The sequence below is a fragment of the Actinotalea sp. Marseille-Q4924 genome, assembly GCF_916618755.1.
Classification (GTDB): domain Bacteria; phylum Actinomycetota; class Actinomycetes; order Actinomycetales; family Cellulomonadaceae; genus Actinotalea.
In genome coordinates this window covers 1016608-1029256 of sequence record NZ_CAKAKB010000003.1, presented here as the reverse complement: position 1 = coordinate 1029256, position 12649 = coordinate 1016608, and the positions used below count along the sequence as shown (strand labels likewise).

Genomic DNA, 12649 nt, shown 5'->3' with positions numbered 1-12649 from the left:
GGGATGCCCCGGCCCCGACCGTCAAAAATCATCAGCATGGTGCAGCGCACGACGTCGGCCGCCCGGGCGCTGGCCTCGCCCAGCAGGCTCGCGATCCTGCACGCCCTCCAGCGCTCGGGCGCGCCCCTCGGCGTCGACGACCTCGCCGCCGCGGCCCAGGTCCACGTCAACACGGCCCGCGAGCACCTCGAGCGGCTCCGCGTCGCCGGCTTCGTCGACCGCACCGTCGAGCGGCGCGGGACGCGCGGGCGCCCGCGCATCCTGTGGCTGGCGGTCGACCGACCGGCCGCGGCGACGCTCGACGAGCGGTTCCGGGAGCACCTCCTCGCCGCGGTCCTGCAGGGGTACGGCGGGGAGGTCGGCGCCTCGACGGCGGCCGCGGAGCGCGCGGGCGAGGCGTGGGCCCGCGAGCACGCGGAGCGCCGTCGGGCTCCCGTGCCGCCCGCGGCGCACGACGTCCAGGCGAGCCCTCCGGGCCCTGACGCCGAGGACGCGGCCGCGCGGCGTCAGCTCGCGCTCCTGGAGACGCACCTGGAGGACCTCGGTCTGGCGCCCGACCTGGACGCCGACGGACGTCGCGTGCACCTGCGCGACTGCCCGTTCCTCCCCCTCGCGCAGGAGCGCACCGAGATGGTCTGCAGCGTCCACCTCGGCGTCGCACGGGGTGTGCTCGCGTGCGAGGAGGGGCCTGTGCGTGCCGAGCGCCTGGAGCCCTTCGTCGGGCCCGGGCACTGCGTGCTGCACCTCAGCCGCTGACAGCCGACCGCGTGTGACCCCAGGGCACCTCGTGGTGCCCGTCCCCGGGCGACGCGCGGCGTCGTCGGCGGGAAAGGCTTGCATCGGTGCAGGTCCGCGATAGCGTCGTGATGCGGATCACAGACGATCTTCGGCTCCTCGGGGGGAGAGACCTTTGACACGGCGCTCGGTGGTAGGTGCGACGCGCTCGACACGCCCACACTCGGCGACAGGACCGGTCGGCGGTCCCCGCATCGAGGAGGAGCCATGGTGATGCCCCGGACGACGAAGAGGACCCGCGCGGACCTCTCGCAGTGGGACCCGGAGCACCCGGAGGCGTGGGACAGCGGGTTCGCGTGGCGCACGCTGTGGATCACGACGTTCAACCTGACGCTGTGCTTCGCGCTGTGGTTCCTCGTCAGCGCGATCGCGCCACGTCTCAACCTCATCGGCTTCGGCCTCACCGACTCCCAGCTCTACTGGCTCGTCGCCATCCCGGGGCTCGCCGGTGGGCTCCTGCGGATCGTCTACATGTTCCTGCCGGCCATGCTGGGGACGAAGACGCTGGTCGGCGGCACCGCCACTCTCATGGTCATCCCCATGGTCGGCTGGATGCTCGCCCTGCAGGACCCCACGACGCCGTACTGGGTGCTCATGGTGCTCGCCGCGGCCGTCGGGATCGGCGGTGGCGCCTTCTCCGGCTTCATGCCCTCCACGAGCTACTTCTTCCCCAAGCGGCTCGCCGGGACGGCACTCGGTCTGCAGGCGGGCCTCGGCAACTTCGGCGTCAGCCTCATCCAGTTCCTCACGCCGTGGGTCATCGGGTTCGCCCTGCTCGGCACGTCGTCGCTCTTCGCCCCGCAGCAGACCGTCGACGGCGGGCAGGTCTGGCTGCACAACGCCGCCCTGGTGCTCATCCCGTGGGTAATCCTGGGCGTCATCCTGTCGGCGCTGTTCCTCAAGCGGGTGCCGGTCACGGCGAACTTCCGCGAGCAGCTGGACATCTTCAGCGACAAGCACACCTGGATCATGACGGCGATCTACGTCATGACCTTCGGCGCGTTCAGCGGGTTCGCCGCCCAGCTCGCCCTCATCATCCGCAGCGAGTACGGCAGCTTCGCGGACGCCCCGGACCCGCTGAAGTTCGCCTTCCTCGGCCCGCTCGTGGGCTCGCTCGTCCGGGCGCTCATGGGCCCGCTGTGCGACCGCTTCGGCGGCGCGCTGTGGACGTTCGTCGCGGGCGTCGGGATGACGATCAGCACGGTGTTCGCGGCCTTCTTCCTGTCGCCGACGGACCGCGGCCAGTTCACCTGGTTCCTCGTCGGGATGCTCTCGCTCTTCTTCTTCGCGGGCGTCGGTAACGCGGGTACCTTCAAGCAGATGCCGATGATCTTCTCCAAGCGTCAGGCCGGCGGCGTCATCGGCTGGACCGCGTCGATCGCGGCGTTCGGGCCGTTCCTCGTCGGCATGGCCCTCGCGGCGATGCCGCCGCGGACCTTCTTCCTCGGTGCCGCCGTCTACTTCGCCGTCTGCACCGTCCTCGCCTGGGTGTACTACGCCCGGCCGGGAGCCCCCAAGCCCGGCTGACCGACGCACGACGAACCGCCCGCACGACGCACGACCACGCGAGGGAGCACCGATGAACCGGACCGTCACGCCGACCGAGGGGACCGGACAGGCGGGGCTCGACGGCCCGGCGTCGGACGTCCTCCTGCGGCTGGGCAGGTACCTGCGCAAGGGCGAGGTCTCGCACGACCTGCGCACGCTGCACCAGATCGGTGGTCGGGACGCCGACGGGTTCTACCGGGACCGGTGGAGCCACGACATGGTGGTGCGGTCGACCCACGGCGTGAACTGCACGGGCTCCTGCTCGTGGAAGGTCTACGTCAAGGACGGGATCATCACCTGGGAGTCGCAGCAGACGGACTACCCGTCGGTGGGCCCGGACCGGCCGGAGTACGAGCCGCGCGGGTGTCCCCGTGGCGCCGCCTTCAGCTGGTACACGTACTCGCCCACGCGGATCCGGTACCCGTACGTGCGTGGCCTGCTGCTGCAGATGTACCGCGAGGCGAAGGCCGCGACGGGCGACCCGGTGGCGGCGTGGGCCAGCATCGTGGAGGACCCGGAGAAGGCACGCCGCTACAAGGCGGCCCGCGGCAAGGGCGGGCTGGTCCGCGCGACCTGGGACGAGGCGACGGAGATCGCCGCCGCGGCGCAGGTCTACACGATCGGCGCCTACGGCCCCGACCGGGTCGCCGGCTTCTCCCCGATCCCCGCGATGTCGATGGTCTCCCACGGGGTGGGGGCGCGGTACCACGCGCTGCTCGGGGCACCGATGCTGTCCTTCTACGACTGGTACGCCGACCTGCCGGTCGCCTCCCCGCAGGTCTTCGGCGACCAGACGGACGTGCCGGAGTCCGGCGACTGGTGGGACGCCGGCTATCTGATCATGTGGGGCTCGAACGTCCCCGTGACCCGCACACCGGACGCGCACTGGATGACCGAGGCGCGGTACCGCGGCCAGAAGGTGGTCGTGGTCGCTCCCGACTACGCGGACAACGTCAAGTTCGCCGACGAGTGGCTCGCTGCCGCCCCGGGCACCGACGGCGCGCTGGCCATGGCGATGGGCCACGTGACGCTGCGTGAGTTCTTCGTCGAGCGTCAGGTCCCGTACTTCACCGAGTACGTCAAGAGGTACACGGACCTGCCCTTCCTCATCCGCCTGGACGAGGCCGACGGCGCCTTCGTGCCCGGCAAGTTCCTCACCGCGTCGGACCTGCCAGGCGCCGAGGCGGACAGCGAGAACGCGCAGTTCAAGACCGTCCTGGTGGACCGGGTCACGGGCAAGCCGGTCGTCCCCGGTGGCTCGCTCGGGTTCCACTACGGCGAGGCGGGCGCGGGCCGCTGGAACCTCGACCTCGGGGACGTCGACCCGCTCCTGACGATGGCCGACGACGCCGAGACGGAGGGTGCCGTCGAGGTGCACCTGCCGCGCTTCGACACCCTCGACGGCGACGCGCGGACCGTCACCCGCGGCGTGCCCGTCCGGCGTGTCGGTGGGCACCTCGTCACCACCGTCTTCGACCTGGTCCTCGCGCAGTACGGCGTGGGGCGTCCGGGGCTGCCGGGTCGCTGGCCGACCGGCTACGACGACGCGAGCGAGCCGTGCACGCCCGCCTGGCAGGAGCGGTTCACCGGCGTCCCGGCCGTCAAGGCGGAGCGGATCGGGCGTGAGTTCGCCCAGAACGCGGAGGACTCCCGCGGGCGCTCCATGATCCTCATGGGTGCCGGGACGAACCACTGGTTCCACTCGGACACCATCTACCGGGCGTTCCTCGCCCTGACCACCCTCACGGGGTGCCAGGGCGTCAACGGAGGCGGCTGGGCGCACTACGTCGGGCAGGAGAAGTGCCGTCCCGTCACCGGGCACGGTCACTACGCCTTCGCCCTGGACTGGGCGCGACCGGGTCGCACGATGATCCAGACCGCGTACTGGTACCTCAACACGGACCAGTTCCGGTACGACCCGTTCGGCGCCGACGCCCTGTCGTCCGCGACGACGGACCCGGCGCGCAGCCGCCTGTCCGGCATGACGACGGCCGACGTCATCGCGATGTCCGCCCGCCTGGGCTGGATGCCGTCCTACCCGACGTTCGACCGCAACCCCCTCGACCTCGCCGACGACGCCGACCGGGCCGGTGTGCCGGTCGACCAGTACGTCCCGGCCCGCCTCAAGGCCGGCGAGCTGCGGTTCGCGGCCGAGGACCCGGACGCGCCGGAGAACTTCCCCCGCGTGCTGACCGTCTGGCGCGCCAACCTCCTCGGCAGCTCCGGCAAGGGCAACGAGTACTTCCTGCACCACCTGCTCGGGACGGACTCGAACATGCGGGCGACCGAGGCGCCCCCGGCCGCGCGGCCCCGCGACGTCGTCTGGCGGGACGAGGCACCCACCGGGAAGCTCGACATGCTGCTGTCCCTGGACTTCCGCATGACCAGCACGACGGTGTACTCCGACGTCGTCCTGCCGGCGGCCACCTGGTACGAGAAGCACGACCTCAACACCACGGACATGCACCCGTTCGTGAACTCGTTCAGCCCTGCCATCGCACCGCCGTGGCAGACGCGCACCGACTTCGACATCTTCCACACCCTCGCGCGCCGGTTCAGCGAGCTCGGGGCCCAGCACCTGGGGGTCCGCAAGGACGTCGTGGCCGTGCCCCTCATGCACGACACCCCGGACGAGCTGGCCACGCCGCACGGTCGCGTCAAGGACTGGAAGACGGGGGAGTGCGAACCCGTCCCCGGGCGCACGATGCCCAAGCTCGTGGTCCTCGAGCGCGACTACGGCGCCGTGGCGGCGAAGCTCGGCGCGCTCGGGCCGTTGCTGGAGAAGCTCGGCACGACGACGAAGGGCATCACGTACCAGGTGGACAAGGAGGTGGACTACCTCGCCCGCAAGAACGGCGTCGTGCGGAACACCCCCGGTGGCGTCGCGGACGGCCGGCCGGCCCTGACCCGCGACATCCACGCGTGCGAGGCGATCCTGGCGCTGTCCGGGACGACGAACGGCCGGCTCGCCGTGCAAGGCTTCCACACGCTCGAGAAGCGGACCGGTCGCCCGATGGCGGACATGGCCGCCGAGCACGAGGGCAAGCAGATCACCTTCACGGACACCCAGGCGGCGCCCGTGCCGGTCATCACGTCGCCCGAGTGGTCCGGTTCCGAGCACGGAGGTCGGAGGTACTCCCCGTTCACGATCAACGTCGAGCGCCTGCGGCCGTGGCACACCCTCAGCGGACGCCAGCACTTCTTCCTCGACCACGACTGGATGACCGAGCTGGGGGAGAACCTCCCCGTCTTCCGACCACCGCTCGACATGGGGGCGCTGTTCGGGGAGCCGGACCTCGACGGGTCCGGCCCGGCCGGCGCGTCCGGGGTGACGGTCCGGTACCTGACGCCGCACAACAAGTGGTCCATCCACTCGGAGTACCAGGACAACCTCTTCATGCTGTCGCTGTCGCGCGGCGGCCCCACGATCTGGATGAGCGACAAGGACGCCGCGAAGGTCGGGGTCGCGGACAACGACTGGATCGAGGCGGTCAACCGCAACGGCGTCGTCGTGGCCCGCGCGATCGTGTCGCACCGGATGCCCGAGGGCACGGTGTACATGCACCACGCCCAGGACCGCCTCATCGACGTGCCGCTGTCGGAGACGACGGGCAAGCGTGGCGGCATCCACAACTCGCTGACCCGGCTGCTGGTCAAGCCCAGCCACCTCATCGGCGGGTACGCCCAGCTGTCCTACGCGTTCAACTACCTCGGCCCGACCGGGAACCAGCGCGACGAGGTCACCGTGATCCGTCGTCGCAGCCAGGAGGTGCAGTACTGATGCCCGCCGTCCCCGCCCCGGACCCGCTGGTCCCGCTGATCACAGCACTGCCCGCAGCAGCCCGCACGGCCGAGAGGACGGTGTCCCGATGAGGGTGATGGCCCAGATGGCCATGGTGATGAACCTGGACAAGTGCATCGGGTGCCACACCTGCTCCGTCACGTGCAAGCAGGCGTGGACGAACCGCGCCGGCACGGAGTACGTCTGGTTCAACAACGTCGAGACGCGGCCCGGTCAGGGCTACCCCCGGACCTACGAGGACCAGGAGGTGTGGCAGGGCGGCTGGACGCTGTCCAAGCGCGGGCGCCTCCAGCTCAAGGCCGGCGGCCGGCTCAAGAACCTCCTCACGATCTTCGCGAGCCCCAAGCAGCCGTCGATCGACCAGTACTACGAGCCGTGGACGTACGACTACGAGAACCTCACCAACGCGCCGCTGCAGGAGCACACCCCTGTGGCGCGGCCGAAGTCGCTGCTGACCGGCGAGAACATGAGCGTCTCGTGGTCGGCGAACTGGGACGACAACCTCGGTGGCGGACCCGCGGTCACCGCTCAGGACCCCGTGCTCCAGCGCGTGTCCGACAAGATCAAGCTCGAGTTCGAGCAGACGTTCATGTTCTACCTGCCGCGGATCTGCGAGCACTGCCTCAACCCGTCGTGCGCCGCGTCCTGCCCCTCGGGCGCGATCTACAAGCGGGCCGAGGACGGCATCGTGCTCGTCGACCAGGACCGCTGCCGCGGCTGGCGCAAGTGCGTCACCGGGTGCCCGTACAAGAAGGTCTACTTCAACCACCGCACCGGCAAGGCCGAGAAGTGCACCTTCTGCTTCCCGCGGATCGAGGTCGGACTGCCGACGGTGTGCTCCGAGACGTGCGTCGGGCGCCTGCGGTACATCGGCCTGGTCCTCTACGACGCGGACCGGGTGCTCGAGGCGGCCTCCGAGCCGGACGAGCACAAGCTCCTCGCCGCCCAGCGCAGCGTGCTCCTCGACCCGCACGACCCGCAGGTCGTCCGGGAGGCCGAGCGCGCAGGCATCCCGCGGGACTGGCTGGACGCGGCTCAGCGGTCACCGATCTGGCGCCTCATCCACGACTACGAGGTGGCGCTGCCGCTGCACCCGGAGTACCGCACCATGCCGATGGTCTGGTACATCCCGCCGCTGTCGCCGGTGGTGGACGCGATCGCGGAGACCGGGGAGGACTCGGAGGCGGCACGGAACCTCTTCGCCGCCATCGACACGCTCCGGATCCCGGTGGAGTACCTCGCCGAGCTCTTCACGGCGGGCGACACGGCCCCGGTGACGGCGGTCCTCCAGCGGCTCGCGGCGATGCGCTCCTACATGAGGGACATCAACCTCGGCCGCGAGCCCGACCCCGCCATCCCGGCGGCCGTGGGCATGACCGAGTCCGCGATGCAGGAGATGTACCGGCTGCTGGCCATCGCCAAGTACGACGAGCGGTACGTCATCCCGAGCGCGCACGCGGAGCAGGCGCACAGCCTCGAGGAGCTCGCGACCGAGTGCTCGCTGGACTACGAGGGCGGCCCCGGCATGGGCGGGTCCGGCCCGTTCGGCGAGGGCTCCGGTCCCGGCTTCGCGGAGCCGATCGCGGTGGAGAACTTCCACATGCTCCAGCAGCGGCAGACGTCGGACACGGTGGCCGACCCGTCGACGCGCAAGGCGCGGGTGAACCTCCTCAACTGGGACGGCAAGGGCCGTCCGTCGGGGATGTTCCCGCCGCGTGACGAGGACGGTGACCCTTCGGGCGGTCCCCAGCTGCGGGACGGCTCGTCCACCGGCGCCGAGATCGTGCAGCCGCTCCCGGCAGGCGGGAGCGTGCCCGGCCCGGCCGGCACCGGCACGGAGCCGCGCGCCGACGACGGTCCGGCACGGGGCGGTGGCGCGTCGGGCGGCTCGACGGCGGGTGGCCCGCCCGGACCGACGGGCGGGACCTCGTGAACCGCGTCGAGCGTCTGGCGGTCGCGCGTCGGTGCTCGACACGCGAGCACGCCGTCGTCCACCGGGCCGCTGCGCTGCTGCTCGACTACCCGAGCGCCGACCTGCTCGAGCTCCTCCCCACGGTGCGCGCCGCCCTGGACGAGGTGCGTCCGGAGCTCGCCGCCCCGCTGCGGCGGGCGGTGGACCACCTCGCGGGCAGCCCGCTCGAGAGCCTGGAGAGCGAGTACGTCGCGACGTTCGACCTCAAGCGCCGGTGCAGCCTGTTCCTCACCTACTTCGCGTACGGGGACACCCGCAAGCGTGGCGTCGCCCTCGTGGAGTTCAAGCAGGCCTACCGCCGGGCGGGCTTCGAGCTCGCCGAGGCGGAGCTGCCGGACCACCTCGCCGTCGTGCTGGAGTTCGCCGCCACCACCGACGACGAGGGCCGTGCGGCGGGCATCGCGCTCCTCCTCGCCCACCGCGCCGGTCTGGAGCTGCTGCGCCTCGCGCTGCTGGACGCCGGATCGCCGTGGGCGGACGTGCTCGTCGCCGTCAGCGCGACGCTGCCGCCGCTGGCCGGCGAGGACCGCGAGGCCGTCGCCCGGCTCGCGGCCGAAGGCCCACCCGACGAGGACGTCGGCCTCGAGCCGTTCGCCCCCTCACCCGAGATGCCCCTGACGGGAGCCCGCCGATGACCACGACCGCCGACATCCTCCTGTGGGTCGTCTTCCCCTACGTCTGCCTCGCCGTGTTCGTCCTCGGGCACGTGTGGCGGTACCGCTACGACAAGTTCGGCTGGACGACGCGGTCCTCACAGCTGTACGAGAGCAAGCTCCTGCGCTGGGCGAGCCCGATGTTCCACTTCGGGATCCTCGCGGTCTTCCTCGGCCACGTCATGGGCCTGGGCATCCCGAAGGCCTGGACGCGTGCCGTCGGGATGAGCGACGAGATCTACCACTTCCTCGCCATCACCATCGGCGTCGTCGCCGGCGTGTGCACCGTCCTCGGCATGGTGCTGCTCATCTACCGGCGTCGGACGGTCGGACCGGTGTTCAGCGCGACCACGCGCATGGACAAGTTCATGTACCTCGTCCTCGCGACCGTCATCTTCCTGGGGATGTGGAACACCATCGCCGGCTCGATCCTCAACCTCGGCGGCCACTACGACTACCGCGACGGCGTCTCGGTGTGGTTCCGCGGCATCTTCCGGTTCGACATCCGCCCCGAGCTCATGGCGGACGCCCCGATCGGCTTCCAGCTCCATGCGCTGGCGGCGTTCTTCCTCTTCGCGCTGTGGCCGTTCACGCGGCTCGTCCACGTGTTCAGCGTGCCCCTGGGGTACCTGTGGCGCCCGTACGTCGTCTACCGCTCCCGCCCGGACCGTCTCGGGTCGCGGGCGTCGCGACCCGGCTGGGACCGTGTGGAGCGACGTCCGGAGCGCACAGGCCGCCGCTGACCGCCGTCCGACGACGTGCTCGGTCCCGCCGTCCGGCTACGCCGGGTGGTCGTCGGCCACCAGGATCGTCGTCACCGTGCCGTCGTCCCGGAGGAGGGCGTGCACAGGAAGCGCGAGCGCGACGCGTGCCTGGTAGAGGTCTCCAGCGGAACCCGCCAGGTTGAGCGCGGTCAGGACGTACACGGTCAGTGCGAGGTCCGGGGGAGCCACCGCGCTGAGGAACGCCAGGACGGCACCCCATAGCACGAGGGGGCCGAGGGCGACCGCGAGGAACGCACCTCGGCCGACGAACGCGTCGTTGCCACAGGTCAGGTACGGCGGCCGGAGCGCGTACCGTGACGGTGCTCCGGAGAAGACGGTCAGCAGGACTCCATGGGTGGCTTCGTGCGCCCACATGTACGCCAGGCAGGCCACGAGGGTGACGGCCACGACGAGCGCCGGCGGCCACGTGCCACGGACCGGGACGTCCAGCAGCAGCGCCGCCCCGACGAATCCGGCCGCGACCACGGCGAAGGCCACGTTGACGCCGACCGCCGCCCGGCGGTCGGCCTTGAGGTCGATCGTCCTCGCGTACCGGTACGGCGCGGCGGGGGCGAGGATGGGGGCGTCGTGCGCGGCATGCATCGGGGCTCCTTCGTCACCCCGAACCTTCCCCCGGCGCGATCCGTCCACAACGGACGAACGTCACCGCCGGTCGACCGTCGACCGTCCGGCCGGGCGTCGTCGGGCCACACCGAGCACCAGGGCGACGGCGAGGGCGGTGACCCCGGCGGCCAGGACGGGCACCAGCCACGGCTCACCGTCCTCGGCGGCCGTCACGGACACGGAGCCGGACGCCGTGGCGCCGTCGGCCCCGTCCGCCCGGACCTCGTAGTAGCGCGTGCCCAGGTCGTCGGGCAGCACGGCGGCCACCGCGACATGACCGTCGTCGTCGGCGACCGCCTCCGCGACCGGTCGGTCGCCGTCGCCGGTCCGGAGCACGACCCGGACCGTCCCGTTCGGCGCGAAGCCGTCACCGAGGACCTCGACGGACTCACCCGCGACCGCCTCGGCGGGCACGACGTCGACCGTCACCTCCCCGTCGTGGGCGAGCGCCGCCGGCGCCGGGCCGAGGACGAGGAGGACGAGGACGAGGAGGCCCAGCGGGGCGCCCCGGGAGACCCGGGACGCCCCGCCGGAGGAGCGGTGATCGCTCAGGGTGCCACCACCGTGGGGCAGACGGCGCTGCCGCTGCTGGTGCAGGTGATGCGGCCCTGGATCCGAGGGGTCAGGACCCCTGCGGCCGTGACGTGGTCCGCGAGGACCTGGTCGAGGATCTCCCGGCTGGTGAAGTTGCCGATGAGGTTCGGGTAGCCGTCACCGCCGCTGGCCATGAAGTCGTTCTGAGCCAGTGAGTAGGTGGAGGCTGCCGTCAGGTCCATCGGAGCGCCGGTGCACGAGCCGTCCGCGGCCTGCCGCACCGCACCGACGACACGGGAGCCGGCGGGCGCCGCGACGTCGTAGGTGAAGCACAGACCGGAGACCTGCGCGAAGCGACCGTTGGCGCCGGGCATCGCCGAGACGCCGTTCTCCAGCATCTGCTTGAGCTGGGCGCCGGTGACCGTGCCGGTGACCGCGATGTTCCCGAACGGCAGGACACTGAGCACCTGTCCCCGGGTGATCGGGTACGGCGGGGGGGTGAACGGTGCGCAGAAGTCCGCCGGGTTGTCCGTAGTCGGGCACGTGAGGTTGGCGCGCAGGCCCCCGGCGTTGGTGATCGCGACGTCGGTCCCGTAGCGGGCGCGCAAGGCGTCCGTGACGACGTTGCCCACGAGCGACTCGCAGAGCCGTCCGTCCCCACGTCCACAGCTGTCGCTGCGGGGGATCGCACGGTCGGAGTCCCCGAGCTTCGTGTTGAAGATCGGACCGAGCTCCGCCCGGTACTCGTCCAGCATCGCCACGACGGCCGGGTCCGGCGTGACGCCCGCGACGGTCGGCGTGACGAACTCCACCGAGGAGGAGGCGACCCGGCCGCTGCGCGGGTTCACCGACAGGGTCGTCCGGGCGTAGGTGGCGCCCTTGCTGCGGTTCTCGACCACGAGCGCCCTGCCGTGCACACCCTCGTACTGGAAGTCGGTGTGGTCGCCGACGATGAGGTCGTAGCCGCCGACGGAGTCGGCGAAGTCGACGAGCGGGCCGAACGCATCGCCGGTCGCCGGGTCGAACCCGGTGATCCCCATGTGCGTGATGGCGACGAAGACCTTCGCCCCCGCGCGCTGCGCGGCGGCGCGAGCCTTGTTCGCTGCGACGACCGGGTCGGTCACCTCGATGGTGCCGAAGCTGCCCGGGAAGACGAGCGTGGGAGCCTCGGGGTTCGTGATCCCGATGACGGCGACCTTCACCCCGTCGAGGTCGAAGATCGTGAAGTCCTCGACCCCCTGCAGGTTGTCGTCAAGGTTCAGGAGGTTGGCCGAGACGTACTGGAAGTCGGCGAGGTCCACCATGCGCTGGAGGTGGTCGACGCCCCGGTCGAAGTTGTGGTTCCCCAGGGTGTCCGCGTCGAACCCCATGAGGTTCATGGCGCGGACGGCCGGCTCCTCCTCGAAGAACGCCGACAGCGGCGGGCTCGCCCCGAAGGCGTCACCGGCCGTGAGCGTGAGGGTGCGCGGATTCGCGGCGCGCTCCTGCTGGAAGTAGGTCGACAGGACGGCCGCGCCGCCGACCTGCTGGCCGCCGCTGGAGATGGGGTCGAGCTGGGCGTGCCAGTCGGAGACGCTGAGGATCTGCAACTCGATCGGGTCCGGTGGGCGCGACGCGGTCGCGGCGGGTGCCAGCATCACGCCGGCGGTCGCCACGGCCAGTGCCGCGGTGAGGAGCCGGCGCAGGCCGGATGGGGCGGTTCGGGTCATCGAAGTCCTCCGTGGTGGTGCGGCTCCTCGTTGAGCCGCGCCGGCACCCGTCCCCTGTCAGGGTTCGGGCGGGGCATGTGTCCCGTCGACCACCTTTGTCCCGGTCGGTGCCGTGGTCAATACCTGGGGGCCGCCGGCCGCCCTGACGAGCGACATCCCGGCCACCACGTGGGTGACACCGGTGCATGTCCCGCCGGAATGTCCCGCCGGACCCGGCGCGGCGCTGAGCGCTCCGTCCGGTCGCCGGG

9 protein-coding genes are annotated in these 12649 nt (G+C 71.5%); 6 read left to right on the top strand and 3 right to left on the bottom strand.

The genetic code is table 11. The features are described 5' to 3' along the window. Positions 1 to 36 precede the first annotated feature (36 nt). The 6 genes from LG379_RS11420 (at position 37) to narI (ending at position 9513) form a co-directional block, all read left to right on the top strand. Positions 37 to 756, top strand: a complete 720-nt coding sequence (locus LG379_RS11420; RefSeq protein ID WP_225754651.1) for a metalloregulator ArsR/SmtB family transcription factor — start codon at positions 37 to 39, stop codon at positions 754 to 756. Positions 757 to 1002: 246 nt separating this feature from the next. Continuing rightward, positions 1003 to 2322, top strand: a complete 1320-nt coding sequence (locus tag LG379_RS11415) for an MFS transporter (protein WP_225754650.1) — start codon at positions 1003 to 1005, stop codon at positions 2320 to 2322. A 52-nt stretch (positions 2323 to 2374) separates the two neighbouring features. After that, complete coding sequence (locus tag LG379_RS11410; RefSeq protein ID WP_225754649.1) at positions 2375 to 6124, top strand: nitrate reductase subunit alpha; 3750 nt, start codon at positions 2375 to 2377, stop codon at positions 6122 to 6124. 88 nt (positions 6125 to 6212) lie between these two features. Beyond that, the gene (gene narH, locus LG379_RS11405) at positions 6213 to 8078 is read left to right on the top strand and encodes a nitrate reductase subunit beta (protein ID WP_225754648.1); all 1866 of its coding nucleotides are present in this window, start codon (positions 6213 to 6215) and stop codon (positions 8076 to 8078) included. After that, positions 8075 to 8752, top strand: coding sequence for a nitrate reductase molybdenum cofactor assembly chaperone (narJ, locus tag LG379_RS11400; RefSeq protein ID WP_225754647.1), 678 nt, complete (start codon positions 8075 to 8077; stop codon positions 8750 to 8752). The genes narH and narJ overlap by 4 nt, the downstream gene beginning before the upstream one ends. Continuing rightward, on the top strand, positions 8749 to 9513 hold the full coding sequence (gene narI, locus LG379_RS11395; RefSeq protein WP_225754646.1) for a respiratory nitrate reductase subunit gamma: 765 nt from the start codon (positions 8749 to 8751) through the stop codon (positions 9511 to 9513). Before narJ ends, narI begins: the two co-directional genes overlap by 4 nt. A gap of 36 nt (positions 9514 to 9549) precedes the next feature. Here the strand turns inward: narI and LG379_RS11390 are convergent, their stop codons facing one another. The 3 genes from LG379_RS11390 to LG379_RS11380 form a co-directional block, all read right to left on the bottom strand. After that, positions 9550 to 10137: a DUF3267 domain-containing protein gene (locus tag LG379_RS11390; protein WP_225754645.1), complete on the bottom strand. Its 588-nt coding sequence runs from the start codon at positions 10135 to 10137 to the stop codon at positions 9550 to 9552. A 60-nt stretch (positions 10138 to 10197) separates the two neighbouring features. Then, entirely contained in the window at positions 10198 to 10587 is a 390-nt protein-coding gene (locus tag LG379_RS11385; protein ID WP_225754644.1) for a hypothetical protein, read from the bottom strand. Positions 10588 to 10706: 119 nt separating this feature from the next. Continuing rightward, positions 10707 to 12401, bottom strand: coding sequence for a bifunctional UDP-sugar hydrolase/5'-nucleotidase (locus tag LG379_RS11380; protein WP_225754643.1), 1695 nt, complete (start codon positions 12399 to 12401; stop codon positions 10707 to 10709). Positions 12402 to 12649: the final 248 nt, after the last annotated feature.